General features: G+C 39.1%; 24 protein-coding genes. 20 read left to right on the top strand and 4 right to left on the bottom strand.

From position 1 onward, the window contains the following. Positions 1-7: 7 nt before the first annotated feature. From I6F44_RS14350 to I6F44_RS14315, 8 genes are read left to right on the top strand one after another with little or no spacing between them, the layout of a single operon-like run. Positions 8-2,215 (top strand): chemotaxis protein CheA, encoded by a 2,208-nt coding sequence (locus I6F44_RS14350; protein WP_007585817.1) that lies wholly within the window; start codon positions 8-10, stop codon positions 2,213-2,215. A gap of 58 nt (positions 2,216-2,273) precedes the next feature. Continuing rightward, positions 2,274-3,440 carry a protein-glutamate methylesterase/protein-glutamine glutaminase gene (locus I6F44_RS14345; RefSeq protein ID WP_121953963.1) on the top strand — a complete coding sequence of 389 codons (1,167 nt, stop codon included), beginning with the start codon at positions 2,274-2,276 and terminating at the stop codon, positions 3,438-3,440. Continuing rightward, a complete protein-coding gene (locus I6F44_RS14340) occupies positions 3,433-4,197 on the top strand; it encodes a flagellar motor protein (protein ID WP_007585825.1) in 765 nt (254 codons plus the stop codon). The genes I6F44_RS14345 and I6F44_RS14340 overlap by 8 nt, the downstream gene beginning before the upstream one ends. Before the next feature lies 1 nt (position 4,198). Beyond that, positions 4,199-5,158 (top strand): flagellar motor protein MotB, encoded by a 960-nt coding sequence (locus tag I6F44_RS14335; RefSeq protein WP_007585826.1) that lies wholly within the window; start codon positions 4,199-4,201, stop codon positions 5,156-5,158. A 12-nt stretch (positions 5,159-5,170) separates the two neighbouring features. After that, the gene (locus I6F44_RS14330; RefSeq protein ID WP_007585827.1) at positions 5,171-5,941 is read left to right on the top strand and encodes a ParA family protein; all 771 of its coding nucleotides are present in this window, start codon (positions 5,171-5,173) and stop codon (positions 5,939-5,941) included. A 3-nt stretch (positions 5,942-5,944) separates the two neighbouring features. Continuing rightward, positions 5,945-6,739, top strand: coding sequence for a chemotaxis protein CheW (locus I6F44_RS14325; protein WP_007585828.1), 795 nt, complete (start codon positions 5,945-5,947; stop codon positions 6,737-6,739). A gap of 24 nt (positions 6,740-6,763) precedes the next feature. After that, the gene (locus I6F44_RS14320) at positions 6,764-7,261 is read left to right on the top strand and encodes a chemotaxis protein CheW (RefSeq protein ID WP_002959294.1); all 498 of its coding nucleotides are present in this window, start codon (positions 6,764-6,766) and stop codon (positions 7,259-7,261) included. 17 nt (positions 7,262-7,278) lie between these two features. After that, positions 7,279-7,680 carry a DUF2802 domain-containing protein gene (locus I6F44_RS14315; protein WP_024589935.1) on the top strand — a complete coding sequence of 134 codons (402 nt, stop codon included), beginning with the start codon at positions 7,279-7,281 and terminating at the stop codon, positions 7,678-7,680. 31 nt (positions 7,681-7,711) lie between these two features. Here the strand turns inward: I6F44_RS14315 and I6F44_RS14310 are convergent, their stop codons facing one another. After that, positions 7,712-8,020: an EscU/YscU/HrcU family type III secretion system export apparatus switch protein gene (locus tag I6F44_RS14310; protein ID WP_024589934.1), complete on the bottom strand. Its 309-nt coding sequence runs from the start codon at positions 8,018-8,020 to the stop codon at positions 7,712-7,714. Positions 8,021-8,022: 2 nt separating this feature from the next. After that, the gene (gene fliK / locus I6F44_RS14305) at positions 8,023-10,488 is read right to left on the bottom strand and encodes a flagellar hook-length control protein FliK (protein WP_197174028.1); all 2,466 of its coding nucleotides are present in this window, start codon (positions 10,486-10,488) and stop codon (positions 8,023-8,025) included. A 113-nt stretch (positions 10,489-10,601) separates the two neighbouring features. Between fliK and ccmA the strand changes: the two genes are divergently transcribed. Genes ccmA through I6F44_RS14255 form a run of 10 tightly spaced genes read left to right on the top strand, consistent with a single transcriptional unit; the run spans position 10,602 to position 18,319 of the window. Beyond that, complete coding sequence (gene ccmA, locus I6F44_RS14300; protein WP_096058052.1) at positions 10,602-11,222, top strand: cytochrome c biogenesis heme-transporting ATPase CcmA; 621 nt, start codon at positions 10,602-10,604, stop codon at positions 11,220-11,222. Further along, positions 11,222-11,908: a heme exporter protein CcmB gene (gene ccmB, locus I6F44_RS14295; RefSeq protein WP_002959286.1), complete on the top strand. Its 687-nt coding sequence runs from the start codon at positions 11,222-11,224 to the stop codon at positions 11,906-11,908. Before ccmA ends, ccmB begins: the two co-directional genes overlap by 1 nt. Beyond that, complete coding sequence (locus tag I6F44_RS14290; protein WP_007585844.1) at positions 11,908-12,645, top strand: heme ABC transporter permease; 738 nt, start codon at positions 11,908-11,910, stop codon at positions 12,643-12,645. Before ccmB ends, I6F44_RS14290 begins: the two co-directional genes overlap by 1 nt. A gap of 2 nt (positions 12,646-12,647) precedes the next feature. Beyond that, positions 12,648-12,851: a heme exporter protein CcmD gene (gene ccmD, locus I6F44_RS14285; protein WP_007585846.1), complete on the top strand. Its 204-nt coding sequence runs from the start codon at positions 12,648-12,650 to the stop codon at positions 12,849-12,851. Continuing rightward, a complete protein-coding gene (gene ccmE / locus I6F44_RS14280; RefSeq protein WP_007585848.1) occupies positions 12,848-13,327 on the top strand; it encodes a cytochrome c maturation protein CcmE in 480 nt (159 codons plus the stop codon). The genes ccmD and ccmE overlap by 4 nt, the downstream gene beginning before the upstream one ends. 2 nt (positions 13,328-13,329) lie before the next feature. After that, positions 13,330-15,300, top strand: coding sequence for a heme lyase CcmF/NrfE family subunit (locus I6F44_RS14275; RefSeq protein ID WP_010553889.1), 1,971 nt, complete (start codon positions 13,330-13,332; stop codon positions 15,298-15,300). Then, entirely contained in the window at positions 15,297-15,866 is a 570-nt protein-coding gene (locus I6F44_RS14270; RefSeq protein WP_007585852.1) for a redoxin family protein, read from the top strand. The genes I6F44_RS14275 and I6F44_RS14270 overlap by 4 nt, the downstream gene beginning before the upstream one ends. After that, positions 15,866-16,327 (top strand): cytochrome c-type biogenesis protein, encoded by a 462-nt coding sequence (locus I6F44_RS14265; RefSeq protein ID WP_007585854.1) that lies wholly within the window; start codon positions 15,866-15,868, stop codon positions 16,325-16,327. Before I6F44_RS14270 ends, I6F44_RS14265 begins: the two co-directional genes overlap by 1 nt. Next, entirely contained in the window at positions 16,328-17,578 is a 1,251-nt protein-coding gene (gene ccmI / locus I6F44_RS14260) for a c-type cytochrome biogenesis protein CcmI (protein WP_010553888.1), read from the top strand. A 9-nt stretch (positions 17,579-17,587) separates the two neighbouring features. Further along, positions 17,588-18,319: an MlaA family lipoprotein gene (locus tag I6F44_RS14255; RefSeq protein WP_197174027.1), complete on the top strand. Its 732-nt coding sequence runs from the start codon at positions 17,588-17,590 to the stop codon at positions 18,317-18,319. A 262-nt stretch (positions 18,320-18,581) separates the two neighbouring features. Here I6F44_RS14255 and I6F44_RS14250 read toward each other — a convergent pair whose 3' ends face one another. Continuing rightward, complete coding sequence (locus I6F44_RS14250; protein WP_007584100.1) at positions 18,582-19,808, bottom strand: EAL and HDOD domain-containing protein; 1,227 nt, start codon at positions 19,806-19,808, stop codon at positions 18,582-18,584. Positions 19,809-20,140: 332 nt separating this feature from the next. Here I6F44_RS14250 and putP point away from each other — a divergent pair, with 332 nt between their 5' ends. After that, the gene (gene putP, locus I6F44_RS14245) at positions 20,141-21,619 is read left to right on the top strand and encodes a sodium/proline symporter PutP (protein WP_101217622.1); all 1,479 of its coding nucleotides are present in this window, start codon (positions 20,141-20,143) and stop codon (positions 21,617-21,619) included. 275 nt (positions 21,620-21,894) lie between these two features. Here putP and I6F44_RS14240 read toward each other — a convergent pair whose 3' ends face one another. Continuing rightward, entirely contained in the window at positions 21,895-22,212 is a 318-nt protein-coding gene (locus I6F44_RS14240) for a YebG family protein (RefSeq protein WP_007584105.1), read from the bottom strand. Positions 22,213-22,525: 313 nt separating this feature from the next. Between I6F44_RS14240 and I6F44_RS14235 the strand changes: the two genes are divergently transcribed. Next, a complete protein-coding gene (locus I6F44_RS14235; RefSeq protein ID WP_197174026.1) occupies positions 22,526-22,795 on the top strand; it encodes a ComEA family DNA-binding protein in 270 nt (89 codons plus the stop codon). Positions 22,796-22,915 lie beyond the last annotated feature (120 nt).

The raw sequence follows: 22,915 nt of genomic DNA, 5'->3' as shown, positions 1-22,915 counted from the left end.
TAACTGCATGTTTGAAGTCGATGAAGATATTTTACAAGACTTTCTTGTAGAGGCAGGAGAAATCCTAGAGCTTTTATCTGAACAGTTAGTTGAACTGGAAAATAATCCAGAAGATACCGAGTTACTAAATGCCATATTTAGAGGCTTTCACACTGTAAAAGGTGGTGCAGGCTTTTTAGCTATGACAGAACTTGTTGATGCTTGCCACGGCGCTGAAAACGTATTTGATTTACTACGTCAAGGCGTGCGAACGGTCAATTCAGAGTTAATGGATGTTATTTTACAAGCGCTCGACACCATTAATGAAATGTTCGCGACTATCCAAAATAGGGATAAGCCAGAACCAGCAGATCCTGAGTTACTTCAAACCCTCCACATTTTGGGCCTACCTCCAACAGAAGCCGAGCTTAACGGAGTCGCTTCAGAAACTGACGTTGAACAACCTCTTGATGAAGTAGTTGATACGCCAATAGCTGATGAGGAAGATCCATTTGCATTTGATGAAATGTTTAGCGGAACTCCTTCGGTTAGTGATGCTGAAATAAACGAAATCACTGAAGATGAATTTGAAAACTTACTTGATGAACTACACGGTAAAGGACAAGGTCCTGCAGTTGAAAAGCCAGTAGCAAGTAGTAGTGATTTTAATGGTGATATTACTGATGATGAATTTGACAGCTTATTAGACGAGTTACATGGAGTTGGCAGTTTTGGTGAGGTTGCGAGTAAAGCACCTGAGCAAAGTAGTGCAGTTAAAGCACCTGTAGAACCAGCTAAACCAGCGTCAAATACTGCTAATTCATCAGATGATGAAATTAGTGATGATGAATTTGAAGCGCTTCTTGATGAACTTCATGGTAAAGGCACTGCACCTAAATCAATAGAAAGCACTCCTGCTGTGAAACAGCCCAATATTCCAGCTAAACCAGCTGCAAAAGCGAGTGTGCCTGTAAAAAAACCAGAACCTGTAAAAGCACCCGTTTCTAAACCGGTAGAAAAACCGGTTGCTAAAGCAGCGCCAGCAACGCCTAAAAAATCAGCGCCACCAGCAGCAGAGACGACAGTTCGCGTAGATACAAAACGACTTGACCAAATTATGAATATGGTTGGTGAGTTAGTACTTGTGCGAAATCGTTTGGTTAGTTTAGCGACCAACTCAGACAGTGAGGCAATGGGTAAAGCAATCTCTAACTTAGATGTAGTGACTGCTGATATTCAAGGCGCGGTTATGCAAACACGAATGCAACCAATTAAAAAGGTATTTGGTCGTTTCCCTCGCGTAGTACGCGATTTAGCACGCAGCTTAAACAAAGACATTGACTTACAACTTGTAGGTGAAGAAACCGATTTAGATAAAAACTTAGTGGAAGCACTAGCTGATCCGCTTGTGCATTTAGTTCGAAACTCAGTTGACCACGGTATTGAAATGCCAGCTGTTCGTGAGGCTGCAGGTAAACCTAGAACAGGTAATGTTACTTTATCAGCGTCTCAGGAAGGCGACCATATTTTGTTGACCATTAAAGATGATGGCGCTGGTATGGATGCTGAGAAACTGAAAAAAATAGCAATTAGTAAAGGCGTACTCGATCACGATCAAGCGAGTCGACTTTCTGACACTGAAGCATATAACCTCATTTTTGCACCTGGCTTTTCTACAAAAGAAGAGATATCTGATATTTCAGGTCGTGGTGTTGGAATGGATGTGGTGAAAACTAAAATCACCCAATTAAACGGCTCTGTAAGTATTCAATCTGAGTTAGGTGTAGGTACTATTTTAGAGATAAAAGTACCACTTACCTTAGCCATATTACCGACCTTAATGGTAATTGTTGGCGCACAAACATTTGCGTTACCACTTGCAGGTGTTAGTGAAATATTCAACTTAGATTTAACGAAAACAAATGTGGTTGATGGGCAATTAACAATTATTGTGCGTAAAAAGGCAATACCGTTATTCTACCTCGAGCACTGGTTAGTTAAAGGCTCAGATCGTTCACAGCGAAAAGCAAAAGGCCATGTAGTTATTGTGCAAATTGGTACGCAGCAAATTGGTTTTGTTGTTGACTCATTAATTGGCCAAGAAGAAGTTGTGATTAAGCCGCTTGATGCGTTACTTCAAGGAACACCAGGTATGGCAGGTGCTACAATAACTTCGGATGGTGGCATTGCACTGATTTTAGACGTTCCAAACATGTTAAAACATTACGCAGGCTAATAATAAAGTAGGTATATATTTAATATATACCTACGCATAAATTTAATAAGAGAGCTAAATGGCCGTTAAAGTTTTAGTTGTTGATGATTCAAGCTTTTTTCGCCGCAGGGTAAGCGAAATTCTTGAGCAAGATAGCGACATACAAGTTATAGGCTTTGCTGTGAATGGCAGAGAAGCTGTTGAAAAAGCAGCTCAGCTACGTCCAGATATGATCACTATGGATGTCGAAATGCCTGTGCTTGATGGTATTAGCGCAGTTAAAGAGATAATGGCGAGTAATCCAACGCCTATCTTAATGTTTTCATCACTAACACGTGATGGCGCAACAGCAACGTTTGATGCGCTAGATGCTGGAGCAATGGATTTTTTACCGAAAAAATTTGAAGACATCGCTCGCAATAATGAAGACGCTATAAAGCTTTTACAAAATAAAGTGAAAGATATAGGGCGAAGACGTTTACCGCGAACGTTTAAAGCTGCAACACCACCTAAGCCAGTAATATCAAGTAAACCGATAACAAGCTCACTTTCGCAAAGAACAAACACACTAACGCCTTCGATAAAACAACCCGATAGAAGCTTTCAAAGAGCAGCCCCTACAACACCGTCAGATTCTAATGTTGCCTCAATGCGAGCAAGTGGAAAGCAATACCAGCTTGTAGCTATTGGCACTTCTACAGGTGGCCCTGTTGCACTACAAACTATACTGACTCAATTGCCAGCTAATTTCCCTCACCCTATTTTGCTTATTCAGCATATGCCTGCGGCTTTTACACCTGCATTTGCGGCACGTTTAAATGGTCTGTGCCAAATAAAAGTGAAAGAAGCGCAACAAGGTGACCGCTTACAACCAGGAACTGCTTATCTAGCGCCTGGCGGACAGCAGATGATGGTAGAAGGGCGTGGTGCAAATAGAACTCTGCGCGTATTTGAAGATCATAGCGAGAGAATAAGTTATAAACCGAGTGTAGATGTAACTTTTGCCAGTGCAGCAAAAACGTATCAAGGCGATGTGCTTGCTATCGTTTTAACAGGCATGGGCGCTGATGGACGTGACGGTGCAAGAATGTTAAAACAAACGGGTGCAACCATTTGGGCACAGGATGAAAAAAGCTGTGTTGTTTATGGAATGCCTCAAGCCATTGCTAATGCGGGGCTTTCGAGTGAAAGTTTAGCATTAAGCGATGTTGCAGCACGTATCAAGAGAGAGGTAGGTTGTGGATAAACTCTCAATATTTGGACTATTTGTAGCACTGGGTGCAATAGGTTTAGGTTACTCTTTAGAAGGCGGCGTTGTTTCTGCTTTATTTAATGGTCCTGCCCTTATTATTGTATTAGGCGGCACGCTTGGTGCTGTTATGTTGCAAACATCAGCAAGTACCTTTAAAAAAATGCTAAATATGAGCTCTTGGGTCTTTGTTGCGCCACAATATGATATTGAAGATGCAATAGAGCAAGTTAAGCGATGGTCTCATAAGGCACGTCAAGAAGGTTACTTAGCGCTTGAAAACGAAGCGCTAGCTCACCCAGATGCATATGCAGCAAAAGGTTTAAGCTTGCTTGTAGATGGCTGCTCAGAGCAAAAACTACGTGACACGCTTGAAATTGATTTACTGCTAGAACGCGATCGCTTGCTTGAAGCCGCACGTGTTTATGAAGCGATGGGGGGCTACAGTCCTACCATTGGTATTTTAGGTGCTGTGCTTGGTTTAATACAGGCAATGTCGTTTATTACCGATCCACAAATGCTTGGTGCAGGCGTTGCAACGGCATTTATCGCGACCATTTATGGTGTTGGTTTAGCTAATTTATTGTTTTTACCTATGGCAAATAAGTTAAAACAGCGTGTAGAGCAAAAAATGCTTTACCATGAAATGCTTGCCGAAGGTGTGATTGCGATAAGCGTTGGCGAAAGCCCAGTAAATATAGAATTAAAGCTTGAAGCCTACCGTGTAGAGCGTCCTAATTTAGTGGACGAATAACATGCTACGCCGACGACTTCGTCACTCTGCTCCTAAAAGTCAACATACAGAGCGTTGGCTTGTATCGTATGCCGATTACATGACCATTATGTTTGCTTTTTTTGTGGTGCTGTATGCGATAGCGATCAACAAAGAAGAACAATTTCAAATATTGTCAGACTCCCTTGAACACGTTTTTGATAAATCTGCCCGCCAGCACTCCCAGCAAGGTGAGGGCGTCAATGGTAATGGAATATTGACTGATAGAGTGACACCTGAACAAGAAGTTCTTTATGGTGAAAGTATTTTAAAAGAAGAACAAGGTCCAGAGTTACTCGACGGTCAAAGTGATACAAGTAACATACAACAAAAATATTTAGGAAAACCACTCGATAGCTTACTTGCTAAGCTGCAGTCAGCGCTCATTGATGAAATTCGTGATGGAGAAGCCAGTTTAGAGCTTAATCAAGATTGGCTGATTATAGAGCTAAGCTCAGGTATGTTATTTTCAAGTGGTAGCTCAGTTGCACACTCTAGGGCAAAGCAAGTCGTCAAAATTGTTAAAGATATTATTGCTCCAGTAGATAACTATATTAGGGTGCGTGGCTATACTGATGATGAAAGTATTCGCAATGAAATATTTCGCTCAAATTGGGAACTCTCGGTTGCTAGAGCAACATCTATTTTAGTAGAGTTGGAAGCATTAGGTATTAATTCTGCCAGAATGGCGATAGAAGGTTATGGTCAATATTCACCTTTTGTAAGTAACGATACAGAACAAGGGCGAGCAGAAAATCGTAAAGTTGTTATTGCACTTTCTAAGTATGGTTTACCGCCAATACAAGACATTAAAGGTGATGAACAAGCTGTTAAGCCAGTAGCGGAAGAGCCTGAAATTGAGCTCCCTTCAGATGACGATACAATAAAAATAATTCGTTTGCCTCATGGTGGTATTCGCATAACAACGCGCAATGAACAGTAATTAGGATGTAATGTGAAGATTTGGACTGTCGCAAATCAAAAAGGTGGTGTTGGTAAAACAACAACAGCAGTGAGCCTTGCTGGTATTTTAGCTTTGCAGGGTAAGCGTGTGTTGCTTATTGATACAGACCCTCATGCATCACTCACTTATTACTTTGGCATTGACTCAGAAGATTTGGAAGTCAGCGTATATGATATTTTTGCGCGTGGCACGAGCATGCAAAGTGAAGAGATACTGCAAGCTTTATGCCCATCAACACTTGAAAACCTAGATATTTTACCCGCAACAATGGCGATAGCCACGCTTGATAGAAGCATGGGTAATAAAACAGGTATGGGATTAATACTAAAAAAAGCGCTTGCAAAAATCAGTGAACATTACGATTATGCCATTTTAGATTGCCCCCCAGTTTTAGGGGTGTTAATGGTTAATGCGCTTGCAGCAAGTGAGCGAATTTTAGTGCCAGTGCAAACGGAATTTTTAGCACTGAAAGGGCTTGATAGAATGATGCGCACTATGGAATTAATGCAAACCTCTCAAGCGAAAGATTATCAATATACTATAATCCCTACTATGTATGATAAACGTACTAAAGCATCGTTAGAAGCATATAAAACACTGCAAAGTACGTATGGTGATAAAGTCTGGCCAGGTGTGATACCGGTAGATACTAAATTTAGAGATGCAAGCTTTGCGCAAAAAGTGCCTGTAGAGTATTGTCCTCGTTCGCGTGGTGTATACGCATATAAAGCACTGCTAGAATATTTAATTGAACAAGGTTAATGAATGAGTAAGCAATTATTTGCTAATGAAAAAGTAATGAAACAATACCTAGGGGCTTTGTTATGTGAAGACGAGCCTGTAGATAACCTTGAGCCAGTCGCAAAATTACTTGAGCAAATGCCACATGACTCGCAGCAAGAACATATTCATTTAAAACCAAAAGAACAGATAAAAGCGGCAGAAAAAATATTTGATCAAGACTTACTTAATTCTGAAATTAAGCCAATAGTTGAACCTATTTTTGAAGCCGAAAAAGTTAATAAAGCCATTGACGATGAAGTAATAGAGCCGATAAGTACGATTACAGAAGAACCAGAACCACAGATTATAACCACTAGCCAATCTGACTATTTTGATGGTGAATTTCAGGCATTATTTTTTGAAGTTGCTGGTTTAACATTGGCTGTGCCATTAAAAGCATTAGGCGGTATACATCAACTAGGTGAAGTAAATCATTTATTTGGTAAGCCAAAGTGGTTTAAAGGCGTTATGCTCAACAGAGAAGAAAAGCTTAATGTTGTTGATACTGCTCGTTGGGTAATGCCAGAAAAGTATGATGATAAATTAGAGGCGTCTTTAGATTATCAGTATTTAATTACCTTAGGTGATAGCCAGTGGGGCTTATTAGCTGAAAAGTTGATAAATAACATTACATTGAGTAAAGAAGATGTAAAATGGCGTACAAATAAAAGTAAGCGCCCATGGCTTGCTGGTGTTATAAAAGAAAAAATGTGTGCTTTAATAGATGTAGATAATTTAAATATATTATTAGAGAAAGGCTTAGATAGCCGTCAGTAGTAATGACCATTACGGGGTAATAGCATGAATCAAGATAAATTACTGTCAGCAAATAAAAACGCAGATAATAATGATGAAATTTTACAGTGGGTTACGTTTAAGCTAGAGGAAGAAACCTACGGCGTAAATGTAATGCAAGTACAAGAAATACTTCGTTATACAGAGATAGCCCCTGTACCAGGTGCACCTTCTTACGTTATTGGTATTATTAACTTACGCGGTAACGTTGTAACTGTTATTGATACTCGTGCACGTTTTGGTTTGTTAGCTGCTGATGCAACCGATAATTCTCGTATATTAATTATTGAAGCTGAAGAGCAAGTTATCGGCATTTTAGCCGACAGCGTATCTGAAGTCGTTTATTTACGCAGCTCTGAGATCGATAGTGCACCAAATGTTGGTACTGAAGAAAGTGCTAAGTTTATTCAAGGCGTTTGTAATCGTGATAATGAGCTACTGATTTTAGTCGATTTAAACAAGTTACTCAGCGATGATGAATGGGATGAGTTAAGCGATATATAAGCTTTACCAAATAAATTATGCTGTTACTTAGTATAGCCATATCAGCGTTAGCGGTAGGACTTATATCGCTTGCGCTAATAATTGCATTAAAAAACAAACAAGTGAATGAAGTTAATGCTGTATTACAGCAGCTTAAAGATAGCTCAGAGCAAACTCATATTTTGCGAAGTGAAATTTCAGAGCTTAGAACAGGGCTTTTAAGTATTGGTAAGCGAGTGCTTGAGGTTGAGCAACAAAATCAAGATTTAATACAACAACAAGCTGCGCAGAAATACGATGACCCTGATGCTAAAATTTACTCCCGTGCAGTAAAAATGGTTGAGTTAGGTGCGGACCTCGATGAGGTGATACGCGAATGCGAATTACCGCGAGCAGAAGCCGAATTACTATTTTCACTACATAAACAAAAAGGCGCTTAGCGCCTTTTTAGTTATAAGCGTGTAAATAATCTCACGCTTTAATATTTAACTTACCTTGAAAGTCTTGCCAGCCTGGCGGAAATTGACCTCTTAATACATACGAAAACGCAATAAGCTCTGCAATTACATAATAAAGCTCTTTAGGGATTTCTTCCCCTAAGCTTAAATGCGACAACGTTTTAGCAAGCGCTGCATCTTCGTGGATCATAATTCCTTTTAATTTTGCCGCTGCAATTATTTCGTCAGCTAACTCACCAAACCCTTTTACGCTTACAGTGGGGGTGTTGCCAGCTTCGTATAAAAGCCCAATGGCTGACTTATTAATAGGTGTATCACTCATTACTAAACCTTAATATTAATAATTGCATGAGATTTATAAAATGCCTGATTATTTGCATCGCCTCGCTTTAAGTTGAGCTCTCCAACCTGTAAACCATGCTTAGCTAGTTTGGATCTTAAATTATCTAAGTGAGGGTGAGCAATTGCGCTTACTTCTTGGCTTGAGGCTAATAGCTGGCAATCGAGTGCTTTATCCATTAACTCAGCGGTAATCTGTAACTGCCCAATCTGTGCATAATCAAAGTTTAACCTGACAAACCATACATTTTTATCTTCTAATTTATCTGCGCTTGGCTTTTTATACTGCCCCAATGTTATTTCTGTTTGGGCGGCCTCAGGCGGCAATTTCATTGGTAATAAAAATTGTGCAAGCGGGTTTGTGTCTGGTTGTTGATTTGGTGTTGAAACACTTACTTGGGTAAGTGTGTTTTTAACTTGTACGATTTCGCTAGCCAATGCTTGAACTTGAGCTTGCTGCAGTTGCTCAAGTATTTTTGCTCCCGCGTTTCCTGTTTTAAAAGTAGGTATGAGTACTTGTAAAAGTGCATCTAAGCCAGTTTGGTTATTAAAGTTTATCGGTGTTACTGATTGGCTAATTATAGGGGCTGCTAAAATACTCACTGCAACTTGTTCAAGTCCTTTAGTGAAGCTACTTTGTAGTATATCACCCGTTAATTGAGATGGTTGTAAGGTGGCTAATACTTCACGCCGTATGGTCGCAGGGTTAATATTATTACTTGAGACCATGCGATTAAATGCTTGGTTAATTAAGCGAGTTAAATCGGGCGTTTCTTTTGTTGCTCTATTTGTAATGTCAGTAATTTGACTACTTAAAAGCTGTTTGTTACCAGCTACTCTATCCGTAGGGATTGTGGTATCAGGAAGCTTTAATAGTGTGCTTAATAGCTTTGCTTCTATTGGTTGTAGCATTTGACTACGAGAGGCAATATTAGATAACGGCTCTGCTAATGGGAGCATGTTTTTAATCGAGGCTGAGTTTGCACTGTTTTGATTGTTGCCGTTTATTACTGGTTGCACTGAAGAGGTTATTTGCCCTTTAGTAACAATTTCACTTGTAGGCTTAATTAACGTATCAACTTTACTGTTAGTACTAATATTCAGAGCACTCAATTGACTCGCGTTTAAATTACTTGGCTTAGCGCTCGCCACTCCATTTTGAGTAATATTATTTGGCGTTGGCGTTGGCGTTGGCGTGTTAGCTGTTGTTATATTTGTAGATGATTGCCAAACACTAACACTTCCTTTTATTTGCTGAGTTAATTGTACAAGTGGCGGAAGTCTTGAAAAGTGCTCTGGTAAAGTATTGCTCGTATTACTATTTAACGCAGTACTTACATTTTGGGTAATGTTCACTCTATTTAACGGTGATACTGTTAATTGCATAACTAAGCTCGGCCTTTGTATCACAGATGATCCAGACGGCGGCATTAACTCAGATTTATTTGCTGCTGCAAAGGGCTTACTTTCAAAATATTTAACTGCATCATTAATTCGCGTTTTTAAATCACTAAAGCTATTTTGTAGCCACGACTTTATTGGGCTATCAGGTGTAAGCAGTGGGCTTGCTTTAATAGTGGATGCAGAAAAAGGTATTTCAGGAACACTGCTTTTTTGAGCTAAAAGTAACTCGTTAAACGGTTTAGAAAATGAGTTATTAAGCGTCACTTTTATATTATTAGTATCGGTTTTAATAAGTAATTTATCAGCCTGATTTATTAAATTTACCTTAATGGGCGTGCTAGGTAGCTCACTAACTTGTTGATTAGTAATAGGCGTCGTAAACGAACCTGTCTTTTGAGGATGAGTCAAAATAGCTAGTTTAGGTGTTGCTTGAAGTTGCGCACTAGGTAATAAGGCCACGAGTAATTTAGTAAGTTTAGTTTGGCTAAGTGGTTGCGTATGAATTGTATCTGCAAAGCGATTAATAACATTAAGCTGTGCGCCTTTGTTAGTCGTGCTAACAACTACTTTTAAAGGCTGCTCGGTTAAAAGTAACTGCGCTACGTCTTTATTTATGGCAATACTGGCGTTAAGTTTATCAATTACTAATTTTGGGGTAGGGGACATAACCACTTGTAAATCCATTGGTTTGCTTTGTACCTCAGTGCCCGTGCTTACATAATTTAATAAACGCTGTAATTGTACTGGTTGATTTAAAGTAAGGGTTGTAGTGTTTGGCGTGATGTTGAGCTGTTTGCCATCGGGACTAAGTTGTATGTTAGCACTGGCTATCTTTTGTAAATTTTGAGGTGCGCTTGTAGTGCCAAGTCTTAATGTTTGCCAATGTTTATCAATAAATACATCAAGCGTAATCGAGTCTTTCGAAAATTGAATGTTTTTAGCCGCAAGTACCTCATTAGGTAATTGCGATAACTCATTGGTTTGAGGGTTTGTCGATTGATTGATAACCAATGAATTAGATAATGTTATTTGCGTTGGCGTATTCATTATTTTAAATCAAGTTTTCTCTATTTTAAGTGAATCGATTTTAAAGCAATATTCGTATTACCCTATCATTATGGTAGACTAACGCCTAATTTTTGGCAGAGAGAATCGTCATCTTGTTACACATTAAGTCCGTCACCTGCATCAAGCAAGATCGTTGTTTGTTTGCGGATCTTAATTTTAGCCTTAATAGCGGTCAAATCATGCAATTAGCGGGTCCTAATGGGGCTGGTAAAACATCGCTATTGCGTATTATCGCAGGCTTTTCTGTGCCTGATGAAGGAGCTGTTTTATTTCAAGAACAGCCTATATCTAAGTATTACGAAGAGTATGCCAGAGAACTACTCTTTATAGGCCACAAAACAGGTGTAAATACTCAGCTTAGTGCAGTTGAAAATGTTCGTCATTGGTTACAAATTAATGGCTACATAAACCAGCCTGACTTGTATCCCATTTTAGCGCAACTTGGCCTTGTCGGACTTGAAGATGTACCGGTTAGAATGTTATCTGCTGGACAACAAAGACGTGTAGCTTTGGTCAGGCTTTGGTTAAGTGATGCTAAATTATGGGTACTTGATGAGCCATTTACCGCGCTTGATAAAAGCGGTGTTGCCTTTTTACAGCAGCGATTTACCGAGCACTTACTAAACGGTGGAGCTATTTTGTTAACGACCCACCAAGATTTAACGACCCATTTTAGTAACTTGCAAACGGTTACACTGGAGTATCGTCACTAATGACTCGTCAACATTCTTATTGGTTGCTATTTAGTGCGGTATTTACCAAAGATGTAAAACTTGCGTTTCGCCAGCGCGCTGAAATTGTAAATCCTATTTTGTTCTTCTTAATTGTAATTTCATTATTTCCGTTAGCAATCGGGCCTGAGCCTGGTTTACTAGCGAGAATGGCACCGGGAATTATTTGGGTTGCCGCATTACTCTCTACCATGTTGGGCTTGGATAAGCTGTTTAGAGATGATTTTAATGATGGCTCATTGGAGCAGTTAATTGCATCGTCTTACCCGTTATCGTTAACCGTACTTGCTAAAGTGGCTGCTCACTGGGTGGTAACAGGTTTGCCGCTTGTATTAATGACGCCGCTGTTTGCATTGTTGTTAAACCTAGAAAGTACGGCGTTAACAGCGACTGTTTTGACATTATTATTAGGCACTCCACTATTGAGCTTTATTGGCGCAATAGGCGCAGGGCTTACTGTGGGATTACAAAAAGGGGGGATTTTGATGAGTTTACTCGTATTGCCTTTGTATATTCCTGTTTTGATTTTTGCAACGTCGGCTATCGATACCAGCACCATGTCGCTGGATTATAGTGGGCAGCTTGCCATCCTTGGTGCAATGTTACTTATTGCTATTATTAGCGCACCAATTGCCATATCGTCAGCTTTAAAAGTGAGTGTAAGTTAATGTGGAAGTGGTTACATCCCTATGCTAAAGCAGAGCGTGCATACCAGTTATGCAATACGTTACTGCCTTATTTTGCCGTAGTTACTGTAGTTAGTATGATTGTTGGATGGGTATGGGGGCTTGGTTTTGCACCTGCCGATTACCAACAAAAAGACAGCTACCGTATCATTTTTATTCATGTTCCTTCTGCCATTTTGTCTATGGGGGCTTACTCATCAATGGCTATTGCAGCTGTTGTTGCGCTTGTATGGCAACTACGAAATGCCGAACTTGCCGTTATTGCTATAGCGCCTGTTGGTGCTTGTATTACTGCTATAGCGCTTATTACTGGCGCTGCATGGGGTAAACCTATGTGGGGGGCTTGGTGGGTATGGGATGCGCGTTTAACGTCTGAACTTATTTTATTATTTTTATATCTTGGCGTGCTTTCGCTTTACCATGCATTTGAAGATAAGAAGTCAGCAGGGCGTGCGGCTTCTATTTTAGCTATTGTGGGCGTAATCAATTTACCTATTATTCATTACTCAGTTGAGTGGTGGAATACGCTACACCAAGGCGCAAGCATTACAAAACTAGACACTAAAGCAATAGACCCAAGTATGTTTTGGCCACTTATGGTTAATATTTTAGCCTTTGCTGCTTTTGTAGGAACAGTGACTTTAATTCGTCTTAAAAATGAAATTTTACAACGCGAAAAGCACCGACCGTGGGTGCGTTTGTTGTTAAATAAGGGGTAATTATGCAGTTTGACTCTTTTTCTGATTTTATTGCAATGGGAGGCTATGGGTTTTATATCTGGCTTTCTTTTGGTACATGCGCTCTTATTTTACTCGGTATTTTAGTGAACTCTTTAAGAGATACCAAACGTATTATGGCTTCAGTTGAGCAACAAATAATACGTGAAGCGCGAATTAAAAAAGCTAAACAGGAACAAGCCTCATGAATCCAAGACGTAAAAAGCGCCTATTGGTAATTATTGCCGTACTGTTTGGTATTGGTGGATCAATTGGTTTAGTGCTTTATGCACTTCAAGAAAATATTAATCTTTTTTATACACCAAGCGAACTTATTGATGGCAAAGGGCCTAATAAAGAAAAACCATTCATTGGCCAAAAGCTACGTATTGGTGGCATGGTTGTACCAGGCACGGTTGAGCGTAATGAACAGAGCTTACAAGTAAGCTTTAAGCTAATTGATACAGGTCCATTAGTGACCGTGCGTTATCAAGGCATATTGCCAGACTTGTTTCGTGAGGGGCAAGGCATTGTAGCGCAGGGCGTATTAATCGAACCTAATGTTATTGAAGCATTTGAAGTGCTTGCAAAGCATGACGAAGAATATATGCCAGCAGAAGTTGCTGAGGCAGTTAAAGGTATTAAGCACGAAAAACCAAAATACAACTTAGATAGTGGTAATTAGCTATGATCCCAGAAATTGGTTATTTTTCTTTAACGCTTGCCATGGTGCTAAGCGTTTTACTGTGTATTTTTCCTCTTTGGGGCGCGCATACCGGTAATCTTCGATTAATGCGTGCAGCTCCCTCTTTAGCAATTGGGCAATTCGCTTTTGTTTTAATCTCTTTTGCAGCACTTATTTACGCCAGTGTAACGGATGATTTTACCGTATCGTATGTGGCATATCATTCAAGTAGTACGCTACCTTGGTATTACAAAATCACCTCTACATGGGGCGGCCATGAAGGCGCTATTTTACTGTGGTTAGTAATGCAAGCTGGTTGGACTGCCGTTGTTGCTGCGCGTTCTAAATCACTCCCTTGGGTGCTACGTGCTCGCGTATTGGGCGTACTTGGTTTTTTAGGTGTAGGTTTTATGATGTACACCTTACTACTTTCAAGCCCGTTTGAGCGCCTACTTCCTTATTTCCCGGTAGAAGGGCGTGATTTAAATCCGTTGCTTCAAGATCCGGGCATGATTATTCACCCGCCATTACTGTACATGGGTTATGTAGGGCTATCAGTTGCTTTCTCTTTTGCTATTGCTGCGCTATTAACTGGCAAGCTTGATAACACGTGGGCTAAATGGTCACGTCCGTGGACAATGACTGCGTGGGGCTTTTTAACACTAGGTATTACAATTGGTAGCTGGTGGGCATACTCAGAACTTGGCTGGGGTGGCTGGTGGTTTTGGGATCCAGTAGAAAACGCATCATTAATGCCATGGCTTGTTGCGACCGCATTACTGCACTCGTTAAGCGTAACTGAAAAACGCGGTGTGTTTAAATCGTGGACCGTATTACTTGCTATAGCAGCATTTTCATTGAGCTTATTAGGCACATTTATTGTGCGCTCGGGTATTATTGTATCGGTACATGCTTTTGCAACAGACCCTGATAGAGGCTTATTTATACTCGCCTTTTTAGGCATAGTTGTAGGTGGTGGCTTAGCGTTATATGCACTGCGTGTATCGCAAGTACATAGTGAAGGTCGATACAAGTTTGTATCACGCGAAGTGGCGTTATGGCTCAATAATATATTTTTAGTAGTTGCTACATTAATCGTATTGCTGGGTACTTTATTACCTATGGTTCATAAAGAAATGGGCTTGGGCAGTATTTCTATTGGCGAACCGTTTTTTAATAAGATGTTTGCAATAATTTTAGTGCCGTTTGCTATTTTGATGGGGATAGGGCCATTTTTACGCTGGAAGCAAAATAAATGGGCTTTCTTACAAAACAAAATATTAATGGGCGTATTAGCCAGTGTAGTGATTACCTGTGCTTGGTTGTTTTCAAGTTACGATTTAGTAAAACCACTTACGCTACTAGCCACTACGCTTGCGGTTTGGATTGCAATATCAACTGGGATCGACATTTATACTAAATCTGCTGTACACGGCACCTTAAAAGAAGGTTTAAAACGCTTAGGTGTAAGTTACTGGGCTATGGTGCTTGGGCATATTGGTATTTCGTTTGTTATTGCGGGTGTAACGCTTACATCGGCGTATTCAGTTGAGCGTGACGTATCGATGAAGCAAGGCGATACAGTTCAACTTAACGAGTATGAATACCGTTTTGATGGTGTTAAAACTATTCGCGGGCCGAACTACAGTGGTCATGCTGGTGTTGTATCGGTGCTTAAAAACAATGAGCTAGTAACACGCTTACATGCCGAAAAACGTAAGTATGATATTGGTATGCAGTTTATGACCGAGGCGGCCATAGATGCAGGCTTTACACGTGATTTATACTTAGCGTTAGGTGAGCAGTTGAGCCAAGGTGCATGGTCACTTCGCATTTATCATAAACCGTTTGTTCGTTGGATGTGGATTGGTGGTGTGCTTATTTCCCTAGCTGGATTTATGATTTTATTTGATAAACGCTACCGCACATCAACTAAAACAGCGCGTAGAGCTGCATCGGAGAATGTTTTATGAACCGTAAAATTTTAGCTATTGCGCCGCTTTTAGTATTTGCTTTTGTATGTGTATTTTTATACCAAGGCCTTTTTGCTAATCCTCGTGAAATTCAAACGGGTCGGTTAGGTCAAGAAATGCCAGCATTTAATCTACCTGATTTAATGCAAGACAATAAGCCGTGGACTAACGAGTCTTTAAAAGGCGAAGTTTACTTACTAAATGTATGGGGTACTTGGTGCCCAACATGTTTAGTTGAACTTGGTTATTTAACTAAGTTACGTGAGCAAGGCGTTAAAATTATTGGGCTTTATTACGTACAAGGTTACGACGCCGACTTTGATGGCCCTTTTGATATGCAATCACTTCGCACCGAAGTGAGCGATATGCTGCAACGTGCGGGTGACCCATATCAATTTAATATCTTGGATTTACATCGTACTTTGTCGTTGGATTTAGGTGTTTCGGGTGCGCCTGAAACATTTTTAGTCGATAAAAACGGCACTATTTTGTTGCATCACACGGGCGATATAAACCCGCGAGTATGGCGAGCTAAATTTGCGCCAATTATGCAGGAGCTTAAATAATGAAATGGTTACTACTTACGCTTAGCCTTTTTGTAAGCATCAGTGCGTTTGCAGAGCAAGATCGCTATCAATTTGATAACAACAAACAAGCGATATTGTTTGAAGAGCTAACTAAAGAGCTGCGCTGTCCTAAGTGTCAAAATCAAAACATTGCGGACTCTGACGCTGTTGTTGCTAAAGACTTGCGCGATAAAGTACTCGTATTGGTTAAAGAAGGTAAGAGCAAAGACGAAGTGATTGATTACATGATTGACCGCTTTGGCTATTTTGTTCATTACGACCCACCAGTTACACCAGCGACTTTAGTACTTTGGGTATTACCTGTATTAATTGTCATAGTCGGCTTTGGTTTTATTGTTATTCGCCAGCGAAAAGCATCAGTAAAACAAACGTGGAGCAGTGACGACGAAATGCTGTTAGCTAAGCTAATTGAACAAAATAAACGTCAGGAGCAAAGTTAAATGATTTTAATGTGGGCGTGTTTTGCTTTACTCACACTGGTTGCTCTTGGGTTTGTGATGTTGCCTTTTTTAAAAAAAGAGCGCGTTCAAACAATTACTCATAACGCCAATGCTGAGCTAATTAGCATTTATGAGCAGCGTTTAGTTGATTTACAAACCGATTTAGATAATCAGCGTATTGATACCGTAAATCATGCAGAATCAATTATTGAATTAAAACGCCGCTTATTGAATGAGTTATCACCAGAAAAATCACTAAACAGCAAAGGTAATAATCGTATTTTTGCTTTAACTGGTGGCGCATTTGTTCTTGCTCTAACAGGTGTTTTTTATGGTTTAACGGGTAGTCAGCAGCAAATTTCGGCTTGGCATGATGCAATGGATAATTTAGCTGATTACGGCGAGCGTGCTGTAATGCAAAAAGGTGAGCCGCTTAGCCAAAATGAGCTGCAGGCTTTTGCATTGGCACTTCGTACAAAGCTTAGCCGCTCAGGTGATGATGAAGTCGCTTGGATGCTACTTGGACGAGTTGCTATGTCGCTTAATGAATTTGACATGGCGCAGCAGTCATTTGATAAAGCACTACGTATGAATCCTGATAATATGCAGGTACTTATTAGTTATAGCCAAGTTTTATTATTAGAAGGCAGCGAAGCTAATATGACCCGTGCGGCAGGTATGCTCTCAAAAGTACTAAAAGTTGAGCCTACCAATTTAGATGCAATTTCGTTATTAGCACTCATTGCTTATGAACGTAAAGATTGGCCTCAAGCCAAAGCTGCATTTGAAGTTTTACTTGCTAGTATGGAAAAAAATGATTCTCGTTATAGCATGATCTCTGAGCGTATCGCTGATATAGAGAAGCAAATGCAAACGGAAGGCTCTGTTATGCCAGTTACTACAACGGGTGCTATTGCAGTTACAGTCGACATTGCAAAAGAGCTTATAGATAAACAGCCAAAAGACGGTATCTTGTTTATATTTGCAAAAGCAGCAAGTGGTTCGCCAATGCCATTAGCTGCTGTTAAACTCGCTAAATATTCATTTCCAATTACAGTTGAGTTGAGTGATAGTAGTGCAATGGTTGCAGGGCTTAACTTATCTAGTGCAGAAAATATTATTATTTCGGCGCGTATTTCTATAGATGACTCGGTTATGCCAAGTTCTGGTGAGCTAGAAGGTCATTCAGAGTCGTTAAAGCGTGAAAGTGTAAGTGACTACCAACTTCAAATTGATACATTAATACCTTAAGGACGTTAGATGTTAAAACACCGTTTTACTTTTTTATGTTTATTGATACTAGCCGGGTGTGCTCAAGTACCACAAAGCAAAGTAGATGACAGAGATCCGCTGCAAAGTATTAATCGTCCGTTATACGACTTTAATATGGATGTACTGGATGCTTATTTATTGCGCCCAGTTGCTGTAGGTTATGTTGAAGTAACGCCTGTACCGGTAAGAAACGGTATTGTTAATTTCACAGGTAATATTACGGCACCTGTGGATATGATTAATGCGGGTTTGCAAGGTAAGCCGGGTAATGCAAGTGTGAGCTTAGCGCGTTTTTTAGTTAACTCTACGGTTGGTATTTTTGGTATTTTTGATGTTGCCAGTTCACTTGGTCTTGAAATTGTAGATGAAGACTTTGGACAAACGTTGGGTGTCTGGGGCGTGGGTGATGGCGCTTATTTAATGCTACCTGGCATGGGTCCTACAACAGCACGTAACCTGACCGGTGATGTAGTCGACAACTTTGTATTGCCTGAAGTTGCGCTAACGACTCCACAAACTATTCTAGTGTTTGTTTTAAAAGCGGTAGAAGCTCGTGCATCATTAATACCTCAAGAAGGGCTATTAAATGATTCACTTGATCCGTACTTATTTGTAAAAGATATTTACTTTCAGCGTCAAATTTATGAGCTGTACGATGGCAACCCACCTATAAAAGAAGAGCCAGCTGATTTTGATGAAGACTTTTTAGAAAGTTTATAATTGAAAAGCCACTCACAAAAACGCCAGCTAAATGCTGGCGTTTTTATTTGCTGTTCATATATTTAACCTGAACTCTGGTTAATAAATCTATCTCGAGCAGTTATTTTCAGCGCTAACTACGTTGAATTTACTTGCAATAGGCCAACTATTGACGTGTAAGTTCGCCTTGTTTTCACTGAAAATCTCTGGCTAGAGAAAAATAAATTTAAATATCATTATGATTTAATATATTAGTAAATATCTTAACCAGAGTTCAGGTAGTTTATTTTTCGTTCACTACTAACTGCATTTGTTCATTAACCCAAGCTAGCGCTTCATGATAGGCATCGGGAACTTTTTCACCTAGATTTAGCTCTTTCGTTAGCTCGTTTGCAGCTGACCAGTTTGCTTGTTCGTAGTATTTAACTAAGTTTAAATATTTTGCTAGCAAGCCTTCATCGTTTAATAGCGCTGCTTTTATATCATTAGAAAGTGGAAGCTTTTTCATGACGCTTTCCATACTCTCATCTAAAATAGCATCCATTAGGGACATCATACCGGTTAAAAATGCCATGCCGGTATCTTTAAACTGCCCATGGGATATAGCGAGCAATTCAGCAAATCGAGCGCGCGTAAGCGATAGCCTAATTAGCTCTACAGGTTTATCTGCTGATACTTGTGCTGCAAACAGTAGTGACAATAGCTTTTTAATTTCATTGGCGCCAAGCACTATAAGAGCTTGCTTAATGGTACTTATTTCTGCGCGTCTTGCAAATGCGGCAGAATTTGAATACCTAAGTAATTTATAAGATAGGTTTACATCACGTTCAAACACATCAGTGATTTTCTTAAGATCCATATCAACACTTGATGTTTCGTAAAGTAATTCAGCTAATGCCATTTCTGATGGTGGTAGAGCCTTACTTTGTACCATTTCAGGTTTTGAGAAGAAAAATCCTTGGAAATAATCAAACCCAAGCTCTAAAGCTTGTTGGTAAATTTCATAGGTTTCTACTTTTTCGGCAAGTAACTTAATATGTGAGTGCGGTTTTAAATCGTTTAGAACCGTTTTTATTGTATCTATATCGGATGCTAAAAAGTCTATTTTAATAATATCAATAAATGGGTAAAAATGACGCCATACAGGTTGATGAATATAGTCATCAAGAGCAATAGTGTAACCTTTATCTTTTAAATCTTTAACGATAGCTAATAAACGCTTACCAGGCTGGATAGTTTCAAGTATTTCTACAACTATAGTGTCTTTACCTAGTAGTGTAGGGTAACCCTTTGATAGTGTTTCTAGGGTGAAGTTTATATAGGCAGGTTTATTGTCGGTTAAATCTTCTAAACCAAAATTAAACTGGCTACCCTCTATAAGTCGTGTTGTTGCTTCGTCACCATCTATATCGGGAAATACGTTATCAACGCCATCACGAAATAAAAGCTCATAACCGATAAGTTTTTTATCTCTATCTAAAATCGGTTGACGTGCAGCGTAAAAATACATAAACAGTTCCGTAAGAGTGATGTAATTGGGTATTGTATTAATATATGGCAAAAGATTCAAAATAGCATTACGTATATTTGCATGATTAATAAATTATCATTATAAATTAAGGTGTTTCTTCTATTTAATTTATTATATTTTACCAATTCGCTTTAAAATTATTCAACATGAGTATTTTTGTATCAGCTGGAAGCAACAAGTTGGAGATTTTATTGTTAGGCATGATATAGTCAGCGAGAATGGTTTTTATCCTAATAGTGTCTTTATTATAATATTTTAAGAGTCAATATTCGGATCAAGAGCCTGTTATTAATAATTATGCGGAGGCTAATTTGGAAACAGGAATGATTATTTCACTAGCATTATATTTTGTTGTAATGTTGGGTATCGGACTATATGCATATAAGCAATCTACTGGCGATGTATCAGGTTACATGTTAGGTGGACGAAATCTATCACCAAGTGTTGCTGCACTATCTGCAGGTGCATCTGACATGAGTGGCTGGATTTTAATGGGCCTACCTGGTGCGATGTTTGTTACTGGTTTTAGTAGTACATGGATAGCAATTGGTTTGGTGATTGGTGCTTGGTTAAATTACCTGTTAGTTGCACCTAGATTACGTGTGTACACTGAAAAAGCAAATGACTCTATAACAATCCCAGATTACTTCTCAAATCGCTTCAATGATAAGTCAAACTTATTACGTGTTGTATCAGCTGTTGTGATTATAGTCTTCTTTACTCTTTACACGTCATCTGGTGTTGTAGCCGGCGGAAAATTGTTTGAAAGCTCATTTGGTCTAAGTTATGAAGTGGGTTTATACATTACAACGGGTGTCGTTGTTTTATACACTTTGTTTGGTGGTTTTTTAGCGGTTAGCTTAACTGATTTCGTGCAAGGTTGTATTATGTTCATCGCACTGATTCTAGTGCCTACTGTTGCATACTCTTTACTTGAACAACCTCTGGAATCTACTTTACATAGTGTAAATCCAGATATGCTTAACTGGATTGGAGCAGGCTCTGCATTAGGTATTATTTCTGCAATGGCATGGGGTTTAGGTTATTTTGGTCAACCACATATCATCGTTCGTTTTATGTCGGTACGTAGTGTTAAGGATATGCCTAAAGCTCGCCGTATTGGTATGACATGGATGATTGTTGCTGCCCTTGGTGCTGTTGGTACTGGTATATTTGGTGCTGCTTATACTTATGAGAATAATATTGTAGTTGAAGATCCTGAAACGATTTTCCTAATTCTTTCTGAGTTATTGTTCCATCCACTTATTGCTGGCTTTTTACTAGCTGCAATTTTGGCTGCTATCATGAGTACTATCTCATCGCAATTGCTAGTAAGCTCAAGTTCATTGACTGAAGATTTATATAAAACATTTTTACGTAAAGATGCTAGCGACTTTGAATTAGTTACTGTTGGTCGAATTAGCGTTGCATTTGTTGCCCTGTTTGCAATTTATTTAGCGTACGATAGAGATAGCTCTATTTTAGACCTAGTAAGTAATGCATGGGCAGGCTTTGGTGCTGCTTTTGGACCACTTGTATTGTTTAGCCTTTATTGGAAACGTATGAATTTTGCTGGCGCCTTATCTGGTATGTTAGTAGGTGCGTTTACAGTGCTTGTTTGGATTTATGGTCCGTTTACTATTAATGGTGAAAGTTTAAGTAGCTTCATGTATGAAATAGTACCTGGCTTTATTTTAGCGAGTATCGCAATTGTTGTTGTTAGCTTAGTAACAAAAGAGCCAGAGCAAAATATCACTGCTTTATTTGATGAAGTAGAAAAAGAGCTTTAAATAGCAATTACTATTCATTTTAAAATGAGTAGTAAGTAATACCAATCCGCGATAATACTTAATCATTTTGCGGTGCTAAACGTGTTGCTACCGGCGTTAAAAAATTATCATTTAGAACAACTAAATATCAAATTTTTTGCCTAGCTATCAACACGTTTTTCCACCCTCAAAATAGATCACTTAATTAAGCGAATTGGTATAATAAAAAAGGGAGCAACTAAGTTGCTCCCTTTTTTATTTAGTTTGTCCCGTCCGAGGAGAGGACAATCTACGAGTTAACTTGCTTTTTTATCGTTGTTATCTTCAATTGACGCAACGTTATCTGACTTTTTACTTTTTGCTGGCGCTTTGGTAACAACTGGATCTTTGCCGCCCTTTAATATGGTCATAAAGTCATCTTTGCTTTTCGCTATTTCTAAAGCAAGTGATTCAATTTGTTGCTCACTAAGCGGTACGTCTACCTTTTCTAGCATTAGCTCAAGTGATTCTGCTATATCGAGCATCTTGTCATAAGCATCAGCTTCTTTTTTGGTAGTAAACGTCATACGCTCGACTCCGTTTCGTTCTACAACATATTTAACAACAACAGCCATGATTTCTCCTGCAAAATTGCTTGGCACCGTGGTTTGTAAAAACCATTAGATTACTGTTTTTATGTACAGTAATGGTTTGGGCGTGAATTTGCAAGCGCGAAGTATTAATTTTAGGTGTCTTAAATTTGACAAAAAACGGTAACTTTACTTTAGTTAAGCAATCACTTTGTTGTACCAGCTGCATTTTCAGGATTTCGGATCATAGTGATAATGCGTTTAGGTACACTTTAAGTGATGAGCATTTCAGTTCCTTACTTTTTGGTTTTCCTGAGCAACATTCAAAATTAAGAAAAGAAGAATAGGGACAAGTTTGATGAAAACGTTAAAAAATTTATTCATAATAAGCTTATTATGCTTACTACCTGCAACTACCGTATATGCACAACTATCGGAAGTAACTAAGCAAATGCCTCAAGTTGAGACAATTAGTATAAATAATGCTGATGCAGATATGCTTGCTAAGCTACCGGGTATAGGTAAGAAAAAAGCGCAGGCAATTGTGGATTATCGTGAAGAAAACGGCGAATTTAAAAGTGTCAGTGATTTATCGCAAGTTAAAGGAATTGGCAGGGCAAGAGCATGAAAAAACACTATAAATTCAATACCTTTTCAAGATAAGCTATACTGCGCATCGCTTTCTTCTGCTTTGCTGGCATACCTTTACTAAAACTGGTTTCTGCCTTTAATTGATTAAAGGCGATAT

This window comes from Pseudoalteromonas sp. NZS11_1 (genome assembly GCF_015864275.1).
Taxonomy (GTDB): Bacteria; Pseudomonadota; Gammaproteobacteria; order Enterobacterales; family Alteromonadaceae; genus Pseudoalteromonas; species Pseudoalteromonas arctica.
Note: the sequence above shows the minus strand (reverse complement) of the source record. Positions and strands in the feature narration are given on the sequence as shown.

What these genes read in the sequence shown, in the direction of transcription:
- I6F44_RS14350 (WP_007585817.1), top strand. Translation starts at nt 8, where the DNA reads ATGTTTGAAGTCGATGAAGATATTTTACAAGACTTTCTTGTAGAGGCA.
- I6F44_RS14345 (WP_121953963.1), top strand. Translation starts at nt 2,274, where the DNA reads ATGGCCGTTAAAGTTTTAGTTGTTGATGATTCAAGCTTTTTTCGCCGC.
- I6F44_RS14335 (WP_007585826.1), top strand. Translation starts at nt 4,199, where the DNA reads ATGCTACGCCGACGACTTCGTCACTCTGCTCCTAAAAGTCAACATACA.
- I6F44_RS14325 (WP_007585828.1), top strand. Translation starts at nt 5,945, where the DNA reads ATGAGTAAGCAATTATTTGCTAATGAAAAAGTAATGAAACAATACCTA.
- I6F44_RS14320 (WP_002959294.1), top strand. Translation starts at nt 6,764, where the DNA reads ATGAATCAAGATAAATTACTGTCAGCAAATAAAAACGCAGATAATAAT.
- I6F44_RS14315 (WP_024589935.1), top strand. Translation starts at nt 7,279, where the DNA reads ATGCTGTTACTTAGTATAGCCATATCAGCGTTAGCGGTAGGACTTATA.
- I6F44_RS14310 (WP_024589934.1), bottom strand. Translation starts at nt 8,020, where the DNA reads ATGAGTGATACACCTATTAATAAGTCAGCCATTGGGCTTTTATACGAA.
- fliK (WP_197174028.1), bottom strand. Translation starts at nt 10,488, where the DNA reads ATGAATACGCCAACGCAAATAACATTATCTAATTCATTGGTTATCAAT.
- ccmB (WP_002959286.1), top strand. Translation starts at nt 11,222, where the DNA reads ATGACTCGTCAACATTCTTATTGGTTGCTATTTAGTGCGGTATTTACC.
- I6F44_RS14290 (WP_007585844.1), top strand. Translation starts at nt 11,908, where the DNA reads ATGTGGAAGTGGTTACATCCCTATGCTAAAGCAGAGCGTGCATACCAG.
- ccmD (WP_007585846.1), top strand. Translation starts at nt 12,648, where the DNA reads ATGCAGTTTGACTCTTTTTCTGATTTTATTGCAATGGGAGGCTATGGG.
- ccmE (WP_007585848.1), top strand. Translation starts at nt 12,848, where the DNA reads ATGAATCCAAGACGTAAAAAGCGCCTATTGGTAATTATTGCCGTACTG.
- I6F44_RS14275 (WP_010553889.1), top strand. Translation starts at nt 13,330, where the DNA reads ATGATCCCAGAAATTGGTTATTTTTCTTTAACGCTTGCCATGGTGCTA.
- I6F44_RS14270 (WP_007585852.1), top strand. Translation starts at nt 15,297, where the DNA reads ATGAACCGTAAAATTTTAGCTATTGCGCCGCTTTTAGTATTTGCTTTT.
- I6F44_RS14265 (WP_007585854.1), top strand. Translation starts at nt 15,866, where the DNA reads ATGAAATGGTTACTACTTACGCTTAGCCTTTTTGTAAGCATCAGTGCG.
- ccmI (WP_010553888.1), top strand. Translation starts at nt 16,328, where the DNA reads ATGATTTTAATGTGGGCGTGTTTTGCTTTACTCACACTGGTTGCTCTT.
- I6F44_RS14255 (WP_197174027.1), top strand. Translation starts at nt 17,588, where the DNA reads ATGTTAAAACACCGTTTTACTTTTTTATGTTTATTGATACTAGCCGGG.
- I6F44_RS14250 (WP_007584100.1), bottom strand. Translation starts at nt 19,808, where the DNA reads ATGTATTTTTACGCTGCACGTCAACCGATTTTAGATAGAGATAAAAAA.
- I6F44_RS14240 (WP_007584105.1), bottom strand. Translation starts at nt 22,212, where the DNA reads ATGGCTGTTGTTGTTAAATATGTTGTAGAACGAAACGGAGTCGAGCGT.
- I6F44_RS14235 (WP_197174026.1), top strand. Translation starts at nt 22,526, where the DNA reads ATGAAAACGTTAAAAAATTTATTCATAATAAGCTTATTATGCTTACTA.